Annotated in this window: 17 protein-coding genes and 1 pseudogene; 8 read left to right on the top strand and 10 right to left on the bottom strand. The window is 57.6% G+C overall.

Translation table 11 applies throughout. The annotated features are described in order from the left end of the window. Positions 1-8: 8 nt before the first annotated feature. On the top strand, positions 9-1,439 hold the full coding sequence (locus tag Q6A51_RS15530) for an IS1182 family transposase (RefSeq protein ID WP_304575191.1): 1,431 nt from the start codon (positions 9-11) through the stop codon (positions 1,437-1,439). Between the two features lie 95 nt (positions 1,440-1,534). Here Q6A51_RS15530 and Q6A51_RS27345 read toward each other — a convergent pair whose 3' ends face one another. Together Q6A51_RS27345 and Q6A51_RS15520 are read right to left on the bottom strand one after the other, a co-directional pair. Continuing rightward, on the bottom strand, positions 1,535-1,813 hold the full coding sequence (locus tag Q6A51_RS27345) for a winged helix-turn-helix transcriptional regulator (protein ID WP_322791248.1): 279 nt from the start codon (positions 1,811-1,813) through the stop codon (positions 1,535-1,537). A gap of 132 nt (positions 1,814-1,945) precedes the next feature. After that, on the bottom strand, positions 1,946-2,848 hold the full coding sequence (locus tag Q6A51_RS15520) for a LysR family transcriptional regulator (protein WP_201004575.1): 903 nt from the start codon (positions 2,846-2,848) through the stop codon (positions 1,946-1,948). A gap of 91 nt (positions 2,849-2,939) precedes the next feature. Here Q6A51_RS15520 and Q6A51_RS15515 point away from each other — a divergent pair, with 91 nt between their 5' ends. Continuing rightward, entirely contained in the window at positions 2,940-3,953 is a 1,014-nt protein-coding gene (locus Q6A51_RS15515; protein WP_304575190.1) for an NADP-dependent oxidoreductase, read from the top strand. Positions 3,954-4,119: 166 nt separating this feature from the next. Here Q6A51_RS15515 and Q6A51_RS15510 read toward each other — a convergent pair whose 3' ends face one another. Continuing rightward, positions 4,120-4,521 carry a winged helix-turn-helix transcriptional regulator gene (locus Q6A51_RS15510; protein WP_201004577.1) on the bottom strand — a complete coding sequence of 134 codons (402 nt, stop codon included), beginning with the start codon at positions 4,519-4,521 and terminating at the stop codon, positions 4,120-4,122. A gap of 93 nt (positions 4,522-4,614) precedes the next feature. Between Q6A51_RS15510 and Q6A51_RS15505 the strand changes: the two genes are divergently transcribed. Beyond that, positions 4,615-5,535 carry an aromatic alcohol reductase gene (locus Q6A51_RS15505; RefSeq protein WP_304575189.1) on the top strand — a complete coding sequence of 307 codons (921 nt, stop codon included), beginning with the start codon at positions 4,615-4,617 and terminating at the stop codon, positions 5,533-5,535. Positions 5,536-5,571: 36 nt separating this feature from the next. Here the strand turns inward: Q6A51_RS15505 and Q6A51_RS15500 are convergent, their stop codons facing one another. Then, a complete protein-coding gene (locus Q6A51_RS15500; protein WP_304575188.1) occupies positions 5,572-6,066 on the bottom strand; it encodes a demethoxyubiquinone hydroxylase family protein in 495 nt (164 codons plus the stop codon). Positions 6,067-6,401: 335 nt separating this feature from the next. Beyond that, complete coding sequence (locus Q6A51_RS15495) at positions 6,402-7,646, bottom strand: Bcr/CflA family multidrug efflux MFS transporter (protein ID WP_304575187.1); 1,245 nt, start codon at positions 7,644-7,646, stop codon at positions 6,402-6,404. 288 nt (positions 7,647-7,934) lie between these two features. On the opposite strand from Q6A51_RS15495, the gene Q6A51_RS15490 reads away from it, so the two are divergent. From Q6A51_RS15490 to Q6A51_RS15475, 4 genes and pseudogenes are all read left to right on the top strand, one after another. Continuing rightward, the gene (locus Q6A51_RS15490) at positions 7,935-8,924 is read left to right on the top strand and encodes an aldo/keto reductase (RefSeq protein ID WP_304575186.1); all 990 of its coding nucleotides are present in this window, start codon (positions 7,935-7,937) and stop codon (positions 8,922-8,924) included. A gap of 11 nt (positions 8,925-8,935) precedes the next feature. Continuing rightward, positions 8,936-9,244 (top strand): annotated as a pseudogene (locus Q6A51_RS15485) (flavodoxin); the annotation flags it as partial. A gap of 51 nt (positions 9,245-9,295) precedes the next feature. Then, a complete protein-coding gene (locus Q6A51_RS15480) occupies positions 9,296-10,351 on the top strand; it encodes an alpha/beta hydrolase (RefSeq protein ID WP_304575185.1) in 1,056 nt (351 codons plus the stop codon). 54 nt (positions 10,352-10,405) lie between these two features. Then, the gene (locus Q6A51_RS15475; protein WP_201019854.1) at positions 10,406-11,299 is read left to right on the top strand and encodes a LysR family transcriptional regulator; all 894 of its coding nucleotides are present in this window, start codon (positions 10,406-10,408) and stop codon (positions 11,297-11,299) included. Here the strand turns inward: Q6A51_RS15475 and Q6A51_RS15470 are convergent. Next, a complete protein-coding gene (locus Q6A51_RS15470) occupies positions 11,290-11,994 on the bottom strand; it encodes a tRNA (adenine(22)-N(1))-methyltransferase (protein WP_304575184.1) in 705 nt (234 codons plus the stop codon). The two genes, Q6A51_RS15475 and Q6A51_RS15470, sit on opposite strands and share 10 nt — an antisense overlap. A gap of 292 nt (positions 11,995-12,286) precedes the next feature. Further along, positions 12,287-13,036 (bottom strand): SDR family oxidoreductase, encoded by a 750-nt coding sequence (locus tag Q6A51_RS15465; protein ID WP_201019855.1) that lies wholly within the window; start codon positions 13,034-13,036, stop codon positions 12,287-12,289. 109 nt (positions 13,037-13,145) lie between these two features. On the opposite strand from Q6A51_RS15465, the gene Q6A51_RS15460 reads away from it, so the two are divergent. Beyond that, positions 13,146-13,517 carry a winged helix-turn-helix transcriptional regulator gene (locus Q6A51_RS15460; RefSeq protein WP_201004475.1) on the top strand — a complete coding sequence of 124 codons (372 nt, stop codon included), beginning with the start codon at positions 13,146-13,148 and terminating at the stop codon, positions 13,515-13,517. A 64-nt stretch (positions 13,518-13,581) separates the two neighbouring features. Here the strand turns inward: Q6A51_RS15460 and Q6A51_RS15455 are convergent, their stop codons facing one another. The 3 genes from Q6A51_RS15455 to xylF form a co-directional block, all read right to left on the bottom strand. Continuing rightward, on the bottom strand, positions 13,582-14,718 hold the full coding sequence (locus Q6A51_RS15455; RefSeq protein ID WP_304575183.1) for a sugar ABC transporter permease: 1,137 nt from the start codon (positions 14,716-14,718) through the stop codon (positions 13,582-13,584). Further along, positions 14,719-16,275, bottom strand: a complete 1,557-nt coding sequence (gene xylG / locus Q6A51_RS15450) for a D-xylose ABC transporter ATP-binding protein (RefSeq protein WP_304575182.1) — start codon at positions 16,273-16,275, stop codon at positions 14,719-14,721. Between the two features lie 65 nt (positions 16,276-16,340). Beyond that, entirely contained in the window at positions 16,341-17,342 is a 1,002-nt protein-coding gene (gene xylF, locus Q6A51_RS15445; RefSeq protein WP_025259127.1) for a D-xylose ABC transporter substrate-binding protein, read from the bottom strand. Positions 17,343-17,456: the final 114 nt, after the last annotated feature.

Raw genomic sequence — 17,456 nt, 5'->3', positions numbered from 1 at the left:
ATCGTCTCGTGAAGCGCTTTATTCAAGGGGAGCATAGAGGTCAAGGCACCTTACTTCCCCAAAGCCTCGATGACTACGTCAGCGATACCAACCCGGTGCGTATAGTCGACGTCTTCGTTGACGAACTCGACCTAGTCAATTTGGGTTTCGATGGTGCTATTCCTGCTGATACGGGCCGACCTGCTTACCACCCTGAGGTCCTGTTGAAGATCTATATCTATGGCTATCTCAACCGCATCCAGTCGAGCCGACGCCTGGAGCGAGAAGCTCAACGCAACGTTGAGCTGATGTGGTTGACGGGTCGTTTGATGCCGGATTTCAAGACCATCGCCAACTTCCGAAAAGACAACAGCAAGGCCATCCGAGGCGTCTGTCGTCAGTTCGTCGTGCTCTGTCAGCAGCTCGGATTGTTCGGAGAAAACTTGGTTGCCATCGACGGCAGTAAATTCAAGGCCGTCAACAATCGTGACCGCAACTTCACTAGCGCCAAACTAAAGCGGCGGATGGAAGAAATTGAATCGAGCATCAGCCGCTACCTGACTGTGCTTGATGCTGCTGATCGAGAAGAACCCACAGCCTCCGAACCCAACGTCGTACGGTTGGAAGAGAAGATCGCCAAGCTGAAGACGCAGATGAAAGAGCTTCAAGCAATTGAGACTCAGCTCAACGAATCACCGGATAAACAGGTCTCGTTGACCGATCCAGACGCCCGTTCCATGATGACGCGCGGCACTGGAATCGTCGGTTACAACGTGCAGACAGCGGTCGATACCCAGAACCATTTGATCGTTGCCCATGAGGTTACCAACGTCGGTTCCGACCGCGATCAACTCAGCTCGATGGCAAGGCAGGCCCGCGAAGCTATGGCGTCAGATACCTTGTCGGTAGTGGCTGACCGAGGTTACTTCAAAGGCGAACAAATCCTGGCTTGTCACGATGCAGGTATCACAGCCTATGTGCCCAAGCCGATGACCTCTGGAGCCAAGGCTGACGGGCGTTTCAATAACGATGCCTTCCTCTATGACACGGCAAAAAACGAATACATTTGTCCCGCTGGAGAGGCGTTGATCTGGCGCTTTTCCAGCGTTGAAAAAGGCCTGAAGTTGCACCGTTACTGGAGTTCTAACTGCCAGGGATGCGTGCTGAAATCGAAGTGCACACCGAGCAAGCAACGGCGAGTTCGGCGATGGGAGCATGAAGCCGTACTGGAGGAAATGCAGAACAGGCTGAGCAACGCGCCGGACATGATGCGAGTCCGCAAGCGTACGGTCGAGCATCCCTTCGGGACACTCAAACAATGGATGGGCGCCACACATTTCCTGACCCGAAAGCTGGCCGGGGTAAGTGCGGAGATGAGCTTGAACGTCCTCGCCGACAACTTTAAGCGAGTCATGAAAATTCTCGGTACCAGCGGTTTAATGAAGGCGCTGTCGGCCTGAAGAGGTCGGTATTTTGGCCACCCAGCAAGGTAGAAGCGGCGCTAGGGTCTCCCAGACCTTCGTGATGATCTTCAGGACTTGTTCTGAGCAATTACTCAGCTAACAACAGTCAGCGCTGCGCGCCAACAGTGCATTAGCGAGTTTTTACACACTCTGGGCCGAAAGCGATCCTTGGCGCTCCCCTCCACTCCCCCCCGCGACGCCCGAAACGCCTCAGCATTCTCCAGCAACCACATCCACAACGGCACCCTATGCGCTAGAAAACTCCTTCCCAGCGGAGTCAGCTCATAATCAACACGCGGCGGAACCTCGCCGTAATCGCAACGCGAGATCAATCCGTCTCGCTCAAGTTGTCGCAAGCTGCGGGTCAGCATGCGTTAAGTAATGCCCAGTAGGCGACGCCCGATTTCGGCGTGACGCAGTTTGCCCTCTATCTCCAGCGTATGAACCGATTGCCCGCATGGGCCATGAGATGTTTGCGACATCACTGTTCGTGCTAAGCCAATTCAAAGCCGCTCAATCAACATTTCCAGAAAGGCGCGTACAGCCGGATTGGTGCGGCGACTCTCGGGCCATATGGCCGTGATGTTGTGTCGGTCCACGGCAAAGTCAGACAGGATCGGGACTAACTCTTGGCGCTTTACCCTGGGAGCAGCCATGAAGCTTGTGGCCATTCCGATACCTGCGCCTGCAGCAATGGTTGCCATGACGGCTTCGCTTGCATCAACGATGACAGGAGATGACGGCAATATCTCAATCTCCTTATCCCCGATCCTGAACGGCCAGCGAAACAGTTGGCCCGTACTTTGATAGCGCAGGTTGACGGTTTCGTGCCCTACCAGTTCATCGGGATGCATCGGAGTGCCGTATCTGGCCAGATAATCTGGCGAGGCATAGCAGCAGAGCCTGTATGGCAAGAGTCGGCGCGACAGAAGAGACGAATCCGCAAGGTCGCCGATCCTTACCGCAAGATCAATGCTCTCTTCAACCAGGCCTACGATGTGATCACTCAGCCGCAGGTCGATCATCACCTTTGGGTAAAGCTTGCGAAACTCCGTCATGGCCGGGGCAATGATGTGGAGGCCAATCGGAAGTGATGCCGCAATGCGTAATGTGCCCGCAGGTTCGGAACGAACGGCCTTAGCCATCTGTTCGATCTCTTCGGCATTGCGTAGCAGCTGTAGCACGCGCTCATGCAAGTCGCGGCCTTCAGCCGTGAAGCTCAGCGAGCGGGTCGTACGGGTGAAAAGAGAGAAGCCGAAATGACGTTCCAGCCGCTGAATGCTTTTGCTTATCGCAGAGGGAGAGACAGACAGCGAGCGGGCTGCGGCGGTGTAGCTGCCCAGAGAGCCAACACGGGCGAATGCGATCAAGCCTGTCAGTCGTTCAAAACCAATTTGTTCCTTCATGGCAATATTAAAACGAAATAAGGCACTATTATCAACCTTAAAGAATCCTCATAACATCGGTCATCCAAACTGATCTCTAAGCGAGGTTGCGATGAACGACATGATGAAAGCCGTGCAATTGCACGAATTCGGTGCCCCTGAGGTCTTGCTATACGGGGATGCTCCGCGACCACTAGTGAAGGCCGGAGAAGTGCTTGTTCGCGTAAATGCTGCAAGCCTCAACCCACCAGATCTATACCTACGTGACGGCTATCGGGCACTACCGCCTGAGTGGCAGCCCGATCCAATCTTTCCGCTGATTCTGGGCACTGATGTATCAGGTGTCGTGGCTGCGGTTGGTGAAGAGGTTTTCGGGGTTAGCGTGGGTGACGAAGTCTATGCAATGGTCCGTTTCCCGGAAGATCTGATGAAGGGCAGTGGCGCGTATGCCGAATATGTGGCCGTCGCTGAATCCGAACTGGCCCTGAAGCCCAAGGGTATAGATCATGTCCAGGCAGCCGGTGCACCGATGTCGCTACTCACTGCCTGGCAGTTTCTGATCGACCCCGGCCATGATTTGCCAAACCCGTTCCAGTCGTTTCGGCATATGCCTGTCCCGCTCGAAGGCAGAACGGTTCTGGTGAATGGCGCTGGAGGTGGCGTTGGGCATCTGGCGGTTCAGGTTGCCAAATGGAAAGGTGCGCGTGTGATCGCGGTCGCTTCCGGCAAACACGAAGAGCTTCTTCGCGACCTGGGCGCTGATGAGTTTATCGATTACACCAAGGTAGCCGCCGAAACGGTCGCCCATGATGTTGATCTGGTGCTGGACGCTGTCGGCGGCCCGAATATGGAACGCTTTTTGAGCGTAATCAGGCCGGGCGGATCGCTCTTCCTGGTCAACCCTCTGGGATTCTCGGGGCATGGTGATGCAGCCAGGTTCGGAATCACTGTGTCATCGACACAAGTGCGCTCCAACGGCACGCAACTGGCGCAGGCCAGTCGCCTGCTCGACAGCGGTACTATTCATGTCGTTATCGACAGCACATATCCGCTGGCAGAAGCATCGGCTGCGCATAAGCGAGCTTCACAGGGCAGTATTCAGGGTAAGGTCGTTTTGATCGTCTGACCAATCGATGCCCCCAACTGACAGCACAAGTGGGAAGAGCCTTGGCCGCGACAGCATGTTGAAGACGCTGAAAATGTGTTGCCTATACGCTGGTCGTCGCGGCCAAGGCCCCTCCCACTTCAGGACATGTACGCCTTAACTGATCGGCATCGCCGCCGACCTCACTTCAGACACTCCCCCCATCAAACCGCCCCCGCGCCGCCCGAAACTCCTCCGCATTCTCCAGCAACCACATCCACAACGGCACCATATGCGCCAGAAAACTCCTTCCCAGCGGAGTCAGCTCATAATCAACACGCGGCGGAACCTCGCCGTAATCGCAACGCGAGATCAGGCCGTCTCGTTCGAGTTGTCGCAAGCTGCGGGTCAGCATGCGTTGGGTGATGCCTTGCAAGCGGCGGCCGATTTCGGCGTGGCGCAGTTTTCCCTCGACTCCCAGCGTATGGACGATCCCCAATGACCAGCGATTGCCCGCATGGGTCAGGACCTCGCGCTTGAGGCCGTCATCTTCGGCGCTGAGCGCGTCGCAGGTAGCTTGTGACAGGCGGATGACCTCATCTTCACTCATTGCGTTCATGCGGTATCACTCGTGTGCCTTCTTCTGAATATTCGCCAAGGGTGACAGGATAAAACATCGCTGATCACTCACCGGGAATTACTGATGCACTCACACGATACTGCAACAACCGACACTATTCTGGTCCTGGGCGCGGGCGAGCTGGGTATGGCGGTGCTTCGCGAATTGGCAGCGCGGTCGGCTGCGCGCGTCACTGTCATGCTGCGGCCATCGGCTCTGGACACGACGTTTGAACCTAAACGCCAAACTCTCGACGAGCTGAGTGCTCTGGGCATCGAGGTGGTGTCTGCCGATGCTGCAAGCGACTCCGAGGAAAGCCTCGCCGCATTGTTCAGCGGCTTCGACACGGTGGTCAGTTGCCTTGGTTTTGCAGGCGGTGCCGGGACACAGCTCAAACTGACCCGCGCTGTGTTGCAGTCCGATGTGAAGCGTTATGTACCGTGGCAATTCGGTGTGGATTACGACGTGATCGGCTATGGCAGCCCTCAGAACCTGTTTGACGAGCAACTGGACGTGCGTCAATTGCTGCGCGGTCAGTCGCGTGTGCAATGGCTGATCATTTCCACCGGCATGTTCACCAGCTTCCTGTTTGAACCTGCATTCGGCGTGGTCGATCTCAGCCAGAACATCGTGCGCGCTCTGGGTAGCTGGGAAACAGCCGTGACAGTCACCACGCCCGAAGACATCGGTCGCCTGACCGCCTCCATCCTCTTTGAGCCCAAGCGGGTCAATGAAGTGGTTTTCACGGCGGGCGACACCCTCACCTACCGGCAATTGGCGGACACTGTCGATCAGTTGCTCAATCGCACGGTTGAACGTGTGGAATGGACGGTGCCTGCGCTCATGGCAGATCTGGCTGCCGCACCCGACGATTCGCTGCGCAAGTACCGGGCGGTGTTCGCGCAAGGCAAAGGCGTTGCCTGGCCCAAGGCGCACACTTACAACGCCGAACGGCAGATCGATACCATCACTGTGGGTCAGTGGATTGAGCAACATTTGCTCTGAGCAGGTGGCGTGAGCTGCGACCCGCTCGTTACCTGATCAAGACCGCATCCCCATCCAGATCACCGCCTCAGTCCACGCAGTCACAACCGGTGTCAGTGCCCTGAACCAGGGATCGCGCACATCGATCTGCGCTGCCGAGTGGTCATGATGGTGCTGCTCCTCTTCCACGATCGAAGCAATGGCCACCACCGCGAGGGGGTCGATATCGCGTAGCTCATGAAGTTGATGGGCCAGGTGCTTGAGCACCACACTTTCAACCGCGACGGTCGTTGCGACAATGGCTTTGCGGCCTAAGAGGCCGGTAATCAGGCCCAACGCCAGGCCACCGAGGCCGCACAGCCAGTAACTGCGGCAACGGGGATAGTTGCGGCGTTGCAACTCAGCCTGAAAGACCGTCCGATGGCGGCGTTCGTGGGAGAGAAACTCCTTGAGCTCATCCACCATGCCCGGCGCGAAAAGCCGGGCCATGAACAGCTGGCCGCTGTAGATACAGATCGCACCGTGCTCGCCTGCATGGTCAACCTTCATCATGCGGTTACCGAGGTCACTTCCATTAGCCATATAGTCTTGGGGGTTCACGCTGAGAGGCCTTGTTCGATGGGGGCAGGACATCGGGTCTGTCCTGATGCCAGTCAGTCAGGAGGCTGATTTCAAGAATCTGGTGCCGGGCTCACAATCCGTGGGAGGGGCCTTGGCCGCGACAGCTTCATGAAGACGCTGAAAATGTGTTGCCTGTAAGCAAGTCGTCGCGGCCAAGGCCCTTCCCACAAGTGATATGTACACCTTGACGGATCGGCATTAGAGCATGTCCTTGCTCTTCAGCATGCATCGTGCTGTCACCTCGGACAGATAAACAAGTGCAGCGTTCACATTCCCGCCTCTCGCCCTCGCCCCACAGAAACCAAAGCCGTCCCTAGGCTGCCTACCCCGGCCACGCCCATCACCAACGCCATGCCCCTCGGTGTCCCGTCGGACAACCAACTGACAAGTGCCGCGCTGAAGATGCCGCTGCCATAGTGCATTGCGCCCACCAATGAGGACGCCGAGCCTGCCCGCTGGGGGAAGAAGGCGAGCGCGCCGGCCACGGAGTTGGCGACGATGAATCCGTTCATGGACATGTAGAAGAACACCGGCACCACCAGCCCCCAGAGTCCGCCCCAGCCGAACCATGCACACAGGCTGAGGATCATGCCGAAGAAAGCCAGTGCCCAGGTGCCGAGGTGGAAAAGTCGTTCGCTGCCCATGCGGTTCAGTAATCGACCGTTGGCAAAGTTGGCGATCATCATGCCAAGGATGTTGACCCCGAAGAGCCAGCCATAGGCCTGCGCTGATACGTGGTAATAGTCGATGTAGGCAAAGGGTGTTCCCACGATGAAGGCGTAGGCGCCTGCGTAGAAGAAGCCGCCCGACAGTGCATACCTGATCAGCCGTGGATCACGGATGAGTTGCAGATAGGTGGCGAACGTATGCACAAGCGGCTCGCTTGTTCTCTGATCGGTAGGCAGGCTTTCCGGCAATTTGCGAAACGAAAAAAGCGTCACCAGCCCGACAAGAGCCAGCGACCAGAAGATGCCTTGCCATGACCACCAATCAAGAATCTGGCCTCCGATCAGTGGCCCGGCCAAGGGCGCTACTCCCATGATCAGAATCAGGGTCGACAGCATTTTTGCCGACTGCTCTCGCCCATACAGGTCACGGACCATGGCGCGGGACAGGACGGGGCCTACACAGGCGCCCAATGCCTGAATCACCCGCCACACCATCATTTGAGTGACATCGGTCGAGAGCGCGCAGCCGACCGAGCCGATGATGAACAGGATCATTCCAATGGCAATCGGCAACTTGCGCCCGTAACGGTCGCTGACCGCTCCCCATATCAACTGCCCAAGGCTGAAGCCCAGCAGGAATGCAGAAAAGGTCAGCTCGATGCTGGCTGTGTCGGTATGCAGCGCCCGGCTGATGGTTGGCAGCGCAGGCAGATACATGTCGGTGGAGATGGATGCGAATGACATCAGCGCACTGAGATTAAGCAGCAATCGCAGGTCGGCCGTTTTGCGCGGCGGTTCGGTGCTGGTGGCAGAGAGTGTTGCAGGGCGTTGGAGTAAAGACATGGGAATGGAGTCTGCCAGTGGCGAAACCCGCATCGTAGTGACTGTCGGCCTATCAATGAATGCCATGATTTCGCAAGGTGAAATGAGCTGAGCTCATGAATCTATCGACCCCGCCTCCAACGCCATCCATGCCTGACCTCACGCGATAGAAGCCGACTCATGAACTTTCTTCATAAGTCCTTCCCGACTCAGGCGTCTAGTCCCCCCTCGCCTGCTCGCTTAGTGTTTTCACAACGGCATTGCCTCCAGCCATCTCTTTTACCGAACGCTCAAGCTGGGAGATTTGACATGCAAAAGCGCAAACTCGGAAACAGTTCTCTTGAAGTCTCGGCCCTCGGGTTGGGCTGCATGGGGCTCAGCCACGGCTATGGCCCGGCCACGGATACAGATCAGGCCGTCACCTTGATCCGTGCGGCAGTTGACCAAGGCATCACCTTTTTCGACACCGCCGAAGTCTACGGCCCCTATCTGAACGAGCAGGTGGTGGGTCAGGCGCTGGCGCCGGTCAGGGATCAGGTGGTGATCGCCACCAAGTTCGGTTTTACCTTCGGCTCCGACAACAAACAGCAGGTCCTCAACAGCCGTCCCGAGCACATCCGGGTTGCCATCGAGGGTTCGCTGCGCAGGCTGAAGACCGACTACATCGACTTGCTTTACCAGCATCGGGTCGACCCGGACGTCCCCATCGAAGATGTCGCGGGAGCTGTGAAAGAACTCATATGGGAAGGCAAGGTCAAGCACTTCGGCCTGTCAGAAGCCGGCGCACAGACCATTCGGCGTGCTCATGCCGTGCAGCCTGTCACTGCGCTGCAAAGTGAGTATTCCCTGTGGTGGCGCGAGCCTGAGCAGGAAATTATCCCGACCCTCGCGGAACTGGGGATCGGCTTCGTTCCCTTCAGCCCTTTGGGCAAGGGCTTCCTCACCGGCGCGGTATCGGCAGACACCTCATTCGGCAGCGACGACTTCCGCAGTATCGTGCCCCGTTTCAGTCAGGAAGCGCTTCAGGCCAATCAGGCACTGGTGGTTCTGGTCCGCAAGATTGCGGAGCAAAAGGATGCAACACCGGCCCAGATCGCGCTGGCCTGGCTGCTCGCACAGGCGCCCTGGATCGTGCCGATTCCCGGTACGACCAAGCTGCACCGGCTGGAAGAGAATATTGGCGGTGCGACCATCACGCTCGATGAGGTCGAACTCAAGGCCATTGATGCGGCGCTGGCGCAGATCAGCATTCAGGGCGACCGCTATCCCGAGTCCCTCAAGGCCCGCGTCGGGCGCTGAGGGAAATAGCCATGAGCAATGATCACGATCCGCTACGCCGTACGGTAGTCGCCGCACTCGCCAGCGCGCCGCTACTGGCACTGGCCGGTACACAAGCCAATGGCGAACAGCCTCGCTCAGGGTCTCGCACTCTGGTGGCGTATTTTTCCCGATCCGGAAATACCCGCGTCGTCGCCGGGCTCATCCAGCGCAGCCTGCATGCAGACCTTTTCGAGATTCGCCCGGCCAGGCCCTACCCCGAGGATTATCTGGAGACGGTGGAACAGGCACGCCAGGAACGCGATAGCGGTTTCGAGCCAGCACTGGAAAGCAAGGTTCACGAAAAACACCTGGACTGATACCCACTCTTTTTAATCCTCAGGAGATTTCATATGCGAAACACCCTTTTGAAAGCGTCGCTCATGGCGGCAATGGTCGGAATCTCTGCCGGTGAAGTCGGGGCCGCGGACTACAAAAAGAATCCCTTCACTCTGGTCTACGACGGGGCGATTGCGAAGAATGAACCTGGCAAGGTGAATATCCACGCGGTCACCTACAAGCTCAATGACCTGGACATCGCTGCCAACGTTTATACCCCAGCCAATTACGACCCGAAGAAAACCTACCCCACGGTGGTCGTGGCGTACCCGAACGGCGGAGTGAAAGAGCAAGTGGCAGGCCTTTATGCCCAACGCCTGGCAGAACAGGGCTACATCACGATTACTGCCGATGCGGCGTATCAAGGCGCCAGCGCAGGACAACCGCGCAGTGTCGACAAGCCCGCCAATCGCATCGAAGACATCCATGGCATGGCCGACTTCATCACTCAATATGCCGGGGTCGACGGGAAACGCCTGGGCCTGCTCGGCATCTGTGGCGGTGGCGGGTATTCCCTGGCGGCGGCTGAAACGGACAAGCGCTTCAAATCGGTGGCGACGGTCAGCATGTTCAACTCCGGGCGGGTTCGCCGCAATGGTTACGCCGACTCGCAACTGAACACCATCCAGCCACGTCTGCAACAAGCTTCGGCTGCCCGTGCTCAGGAAGCCGCTGGTGGGGCTGTGCTTTATTCAGGGGATGCCAACCTGACGGAGGAGCAGATCGCCAAATTGCCATTCGACCTGTATCGCCAGGGCTACGAGTACTACTGGAAGACCCACGCGCATCCCAACTCGACCTTCAAGTACACCACCAGCAGTTTGCTCGACCTGATGCGTTTCGACGCCACCCACCAGATCGAGCTGATCGAACAGCCGCTGCTGATGATCGCGGGCAGCAAGGCCGATAGCCTGTACATGACCGAAGATGCCTTTGCCAAAGCCACCGGCACCCAAGAAAAGGAACTGTTCAAGATCGAGGGGGCCACCCATATCGAAACCTACTGGGTGCCCAAATATGTCGAGGCAGCCGTCGGCAAGCTGACCGGGTTTTATGCAAGAACGCTGTAATTGGCAGATTTTGCTACCGTCAAATAATCCTGTGCCCTCATGAGCCTCTCATCAATGTCCCGAGCCAGCCTCAACGACCTCCAGGCCTTCGTGGTCATTGCCCGCGAGGGCAGCTTTACCCGCGCCGCCGCACAACTGGGCGTTTCGCAGTCCGCTCTGAGCCACACCATGCGCGCCCTTGAGGCGCGCCTCGGCGTTCGATTGTTGACCCGGACCACCCGCAGCGTGTCACCCACCGAGGCAGGTCAGCGGCTGTATCTCACCATGGCGCCGCGGTTCGAGGAAATTGAACTGGAGCTGGCAGCCGTCAGTGAGTTTCGGGACACTCCGGCGGGCAACGTGCGGATTTCAGCCTCGGAACATGCAGCGAACAACATCCTGTGGCCCAAGCTGTTGAAGGTGCTTCCCGACTATCCAGACATCAAGGTCGAGATCACCGTCGACTACGCCCTCTCCGACATTGTCGCCCAGCGCTTCGACGCGGGAGTACGCCTGGGCAATCAAGTCGCCAAAGACATGATTGCCGTTCCGATAGGCCCTCCGTTACGCATGGCGGTAGTGGGCTCCCCGGACTACTTCAAGCAGCGTTCACTGCCGAAAGTGCCCGGCGACCTCGCTGCCCATAACTGCATCAATCTGCGCCTGCCGACTTATGGAAGCCTGCTGCAATGGGACTTTGAAAAGGATGGCCAAGAGCTGAAAGCCCGTGTCGAGGGACAGTGGACGTTCAACAGCAGCATGCCGATCCTGCGCGCGGCCCTTGCGGGTTGCGGGCTGGGCTTTCTGCCTGAAGATATGGTCTTGCAGGCGATTGCCGAGCAAAACCTTGTACGGGTACTGGAAGACTGGTGCCAGCCCTTTGCCGGTTATCACCTCTACTACGCCAACCGCCGCGAGCACTCGTCGGCTTTTGGCGTAGTGGTTGATGCGCTGCGTTATCAGCGCTGAGAACCCAGCATTTCGCTGATCCAGCGAATCTGCCGAGTGAGTTCCTGCAGCTTTTCCTCGGGCACGGCCTGCCGTGCCTGGGCAAAGCTGGTCAGGGTCTTTTGCCTCTTGTGCAGCAAGCGCTGCCACTTGAGCATGAAGGCCGGGCTGCGTGTCTGCATCTGCAACGGGCCGAAAAACAGTTCTTCAGCGCTGTACATCACCGGCCCGGAACGCTCGGCGACGATGATTTCGTAGTCGAAGCGGTTTTCTCGCAACACTTCTTCGCTGAGGATGCGGTAGCCATTTTCCATCAGCCATTGGCGCAGCGGTTGCTCGCCGCCGTTGGGTTGCAGGATCAGACGTTCCTGGCCGCTCAGATTCGTCTTGCCGCTGTCGAGGATGTCGCGAATCGTCTCGCCACCCATGCCACACAGGCTTATCGCCGTGATCCCGTCTCCCGGCTCGATTGCCGCCAGCCCATTGGCCTGACGCACGGTAATCAAGTGCTCCAGATCGTTCTCGCGCACAGTACGTTGCGCCGCATGAAACGGTGTCAACGCCACCTCGCCAGCCACTGCCGCAACAATGGCACCACGGTGCATCAAGGCCACTGGCAGGTAAGCGTGATCCGAACCGATATCGGCCAGACGCGCACCTGCTGGTACATGCGCAGCTACACGCTCCAGGCGCATGGACAATGTCTGTTCGTTCAACTGCCGCCCCTTTTCACCACAAACGTTCGGCACCCTTGGCCGATCGGGGCGGGATTCTGTCGAGTAATGGCAGGTATTTCAATCCCGGAACATCGATATAAGCCAAAGAACGTGAAAGATGATTCAGTTCCTGAAAGAACAACGCACTAAAGAAGAGCTGAAAAACAAATAGGCGGGCACAACTGATCGTCGAGACATGAATCGGAAAAACCGAATACATATCACTATTCCCACCAACTGTAGAACAGCTCTTCGATAGACGTTAAGCGCGGGTGTTACTTTCTAGTTCACATCAAGCCTGGCTGATCGGCATGATGAGCAATTCAGCAATATTGACGTGCGCAGGTGCCGAGATGGCATATAACACGGTATCAGCAATATCCGAAGGGGACAGAAACTTAACATGAGCAGAGAAGCCTGCCATCATTTGCGAATATTCTTCGCTGGTCGTGTGCTGCGAAAGTTCTGTTGTCGTCGCACCCGGTTGAATACTCGTTACCCGAATGTTGTGCTTCTGGCCAACTTCCATGCGCAGACCATCAGTAAAGGCGTTGACCGCGAACTTGGTGGCCGAATAGACTGAAAAGCCCGGGCCAAGCACTTTTCTGCCGGCCACTGACGATGTATTGATGATATGCCCCGAGTTCTGCTTGATCATCTGCGGAAGAACAGCCGCAGACAAATTCAATACGCCTTTGACGTTGACATCGACCATGCGCTCCCACTCATCGGTTTTGAATTCGTCAACACTCGACAGTGGCATCAACCCTGCGTTGTTAAATGAAACATCCAGGCTGCCATAAGTATCGATGAGTTTTTTAACTCCGGCTTCTACGGAAGCCTTGTCGACAACATCCATTTCCAGAACAAGCGCCTGCCCGCCAAGTTGTTCGATCTCGGCCTTCAAAACTTCCAGTCGATCCGTACGACGAGCTGCAATACCCACTTTCAATCCAGCGAGAGCGAGCTTTTTAGCTGTGGCTTCGCCAATACCGCTTGATGCTCCGGTGATCAGAGCGACTTGTTCATTTAACGGCTTCATGATGCATCCTTCTTGCTCATCCTGAAGATTGAGGATGAGATTATGGGTTGAGCGATCATGATATACATTGGATACTAGGTTTCAATTACGCACTTGAAAGGTACTAGATATGCTCGACGATACTGGAACGGAGTGCTGCTCCCCCGAAAGGCTGGAGCAGACCCGCGCTGTGCTGGATCAGATCGCCAATAAGTGGTCGATCATGATTCTGACCCGACTGGGTGACGGCCCGGTCCGGTTCAATGAATTACAACGACTGCTGGGGACCGTTACCCAGAAGTCACTCACCGAAGCACTCCGGCGACTTGAACGCTACAGGTTGATCAGCAGACAAGTGATTTCCTCGTCTCCGGTTGCTGTTCAATATGAAGTCACCGACCTTGGACGAACACTTGAAGTCCCTGTTTCGGCTTTGGTGCGCTGGGCAGAGCAGCATGCAGCGGAGATGATGCAGGATCAGATTGAAAACAAATCAACCTGAAAGGCACCCTGGCACCGAGCGATGGCTTTTTCACCGAAACGCCCAGTTGCTCAGGCTGCGCCGATCAGCGCCGCCCGGTCCGTGTGCTCACATCGACCCACACGGCCAGCACCAGAATGCTGCCCTTGACGATCATCTGCCAGTAGCTGTCCACGTCGAGCATGGACATGCCGTTGTCCAGGCTGGTGATGACCAGTGCTCCGAGCAAAGCGCCATAGACCGTGCCGGAGCCGCCGCGCATGGAGGTGCCGCCGATGAAGCAGGCGGCAATGGCATCGAGTTCGCCCATGCTGCCGGCCGAGGGCGAGCCTGCGGCCAGGCGTGCGGTGTTGACCATGCCGGCGAGCGCGCACATCACGCCCATGATGCCGAAGATCCACAGCTTTACGGCCTGCACATTGATGCCCGACAGCCGCGTGGCCTCCATATTGCTGCCCACTGAATAGACACGGCGTCCGAAGACGGTCTGGCTGGTCACGTAGCTGAACACACCCAGCAGAATCAGCAACAGCAGCACCGGCACGGGGATACCGTCGTAGCTGTTGAGGGTATGGACAAACCCGGCCAGCACCGCACCGATCAACACCACGCGCAGGACGTCACGCACCAGCGAATGCGCTGCCAGCCCATGGAGGGCACGATTGCGGCGCTGCTTCCAGGTCAGGAACAGCGTCAGTGCAAACAGCACAATGCCCAGGCCCGTACCCACCGTATGCGGCAGATAGCCCTGCCCCACGTAAACAAGCTCCGGCGAAACCGGGGCGATGGTGGTGCCGCCGGTGATGCCCAGCAGAATGCCGCGAAACGCCAGCATGCCGCCCAGCCCGACAATGAAAGACGGGATGCGCAGGTAAGCGGTCATGTAACCGTTGGCGATGCCGATCATCAGCCCGCACAGGACGACAATGCTCAGGTTCGCCAGCAGCGGTACGTGATAGATCACATCGAGAATCGCCGCCAGGCCACCGAGCAAACCCAGCAATGAGCCGACCGACAGATCGATCTCGCCACTGATGATGACCAGCACCATGCCGCAGGCCAGAATCCCGGTGATGGACATCTGGCGCAGCAGGTTGGATAGGTTGCGCGGGGTCAGGAATCCGCCGTCGGTCTGCCAACTGAAGAACAGCCAGATAATCGCCACGGCGATGACCAGTGCGAGCATTTTGTAGCGGGTGAAAAGCTGTTTGACCTGGTTCATCTACGCGGACTTCCGATCATTATTGTTATGGCCAGCAGCCTGGCTGAGCGCGGCGGCAAGCACCTGCTCCTGAGTGAGTTCGTGGTTGATGAAGTCACCGCGCAACTGACCTTCACCGATCACCAGCACCCGATCCGAAACGCCGAGCACTTCGGCCAGCTCCGAGGACACCATGATGATCGACACACCTTCGGCCGCCAGTGCGCCCATCAACTTGTAGATTTCATACTTGGCGCCCACATCCACGCCCCTTGTGGGCTCATCGAGAATCAGCACTTTGGGCTTGGTCAGCAGCATCTTCGCCAGCACGGCTTTTTGCTGATTGCCGCCAGAGAGGCTGGTGATCGGCAAGGACGGGCTCGCGGTCTTGAGGTGCATGCGCGCGATTTCCTGATCGATGCCATGCAGCTCGGCTTCGGCGTCGATACGGCTCAGCCGCGAGTAATTCTCCAGCACCGCCAGGGTGATGTTCTGGCCGACGTCCAGATCCGGAATGATGCCCTGGCGCTTGCGGTCTTCGGGGACCATGCACAGCCCGGCACGAATGGACTTGAGCGGCGTACCGGTGTCGACTCGCTGGCCCTCCAGCCAGACCTCGCCTTCGTAACGACCGGGATACGCGCCGAACAGCGCCGAAACCAGCTCCGTGCGACCGGCACCGACCAGCCCGGCGATACCGAGGATTTCACCGCGTTTGAGAACGAATGAAATGTCGTCGACCCGCTTGCGTTTGGGGGTATCGACGTCGTAACAAGTGATGTGGCGCGCCTCGAAAATCACCTCGCCAATGCCATGGGGTTCGGTGGGATACAAGTTGCTCATTTCCCGCCCGACCATCTGGGTGATGATCCTGGGGATGTCCATGTCCGCCATGTCGGTCGTGGCAATATGTTTGCCGTCCCGGATCACCGAAATGGTGTCGCACACGGCGGCCACTTCATCGAGTTTGTGGGAGATGTAGACACACGCAACGCCCTTGGCCTTGAGGTCGCGGATGATGTCCAGCAGCACCTCGATTTCCGAACGGGTCAGGGCCGAAGACGGCTCATCGAGGATCAGCAGGCGCGCCTGCTTGTTCAACGCCTTGGCGATTTCCACCAGTTGCTGGTAGCCACCGCCGTACTGGGAAACCGGTAGCGAGACGTTCATGTCCGGCACTTTCAGCTCACGCATCAGGGCTTCGGCGCGGCGGGTCATGGCCGGGTAATTCATGCGCCCGCCAAACAACGTCAGCTCATGGCCCATGAAAATATTTTCGGTCACCGACAGGTCGGGAACCAGGGTCAGTTCCTGATGAATGATGACGATGCCGGCGGCTTCGGTTTCGCTGATCGACTGCGCCTTGAGCGGCTGGCCGTCCCAGAGAATTTCACCGTCCCAGGTGCCATGGGGATAGACCGCCGACAGCACTTTCATCAGCGTGGATTTACCGGCACCGTTCTCGCCGCACAATCCGACGCACTCCCCCGGCCTGATCTTGATGTCGATGCCATTGAGGGCTTTGACACCGCCAAAGGTTTTGACGATGCCGTTCATTTGCAGCAGGTAGTCGGACATGGCGAGGGCTCACACAAAGGGTCCACTCCCCGGCAGGGCCGGGGGTTGTACTCAGGTCAGTCAGATCACTGCCCGGCAATCTGTGCCTTGGTGTAGAAGCCGTCCTTCTCCAGCAGGTCGATGTTGTCCTTGGTCAACGGGGTTGGCGTGAGCAGGATGGTGTCGACCTTCTTGCTGCCATTGTCGTACTGAGAGCTGTAGGTGGGTTTCTCGTTGCGCGCCAGTTGCACCGAAAGTTTGGCGGCCTCGGAAGCGATCAGCTTCAGCGGTTTATAGACGGTCATGGTCTGAGTGCCATTGATCACTCGCTTGACCGCTGCCAGGTCTGCATCCTGCCCCGAAATCGGCACCTTGCCAGCCAGTTTCTGCGCAGCCAGAGCCTGAATCGCACCGCCAGCGGTGGCGTCGTTGGAAGCGACGATGCCATCGATCTTGTTGTCGTTACGAGTCAGGGCATTTTCGACGATGCTCAGCGCTTCGGTGGGGTTCCATTCCTTTACCCACTGTTGGCCGACGATCTTGATATCGCCCTTGTCGATGGCCGGTTGCAGCACTTTCATCTGACCTTCACGCAGGATCTTGGCGTTATTGTCGGTAGGCGCGCCCCCCAGCAGAAAGTAATTGCCCTTGGGCGCGGCTTGCAGCACACCGTTGGCCTGCATCTCGCCGACCTTTTCGTTATCGAAGGAAATGTAGGCATCGATATCGGCGTTGAGAATCAGGCGGTCATAGGACACCACCTTGATCCCGGCCTTCTTGGCCTCGGCCACGGCGTTGGTCAGCACGGTGGCGTTGAACGGCACGATGACGATCACATCGACGCCACGGGAGATCAGGTTTTCGATCTGGGAAATCTGCTTCTGCTCGTTGGCATCAGCCGACTGGACAAAGACCTTGGCGTTGAGCTTTTCTGCCGCCGCCACAAAGTAATCCCGATCCCGTGACCAACGTTCCAGGCGCAGGTCATCGATGGAGAAACCGATTTTCGGGTTGGCAGAATCGGCCATGGCCGGGATGGACAGCAGGGCCAGAGCACTGGCCAGTAACGTGCGTTTGACTTTATTCATGGTGGTGCGTCCTTTTATTGTTGTTTGAAAGACACTGCCTGACGATGAGTATCGTGCTGGTACAACTGTAGAGCGTCGTGGAGCCGGGCCAGTACAGATTTGTCGTGGGAATGT

The organism is Pseudomonas serbiensis (assembly GCF_030580745.1).
In the GTDB taxonomy this organism is placed as follows: domain Bacteria; phylum Pseudomonadota; class Gammaproteobacteria; order Pseudomonadales; family Pseudomonadaceae; genus Aquipseudomonas; species Aquipseudomonas serbiensis.
This window is presented reverse-complemented; position numbering and strand designations above follow the sequence as displayed.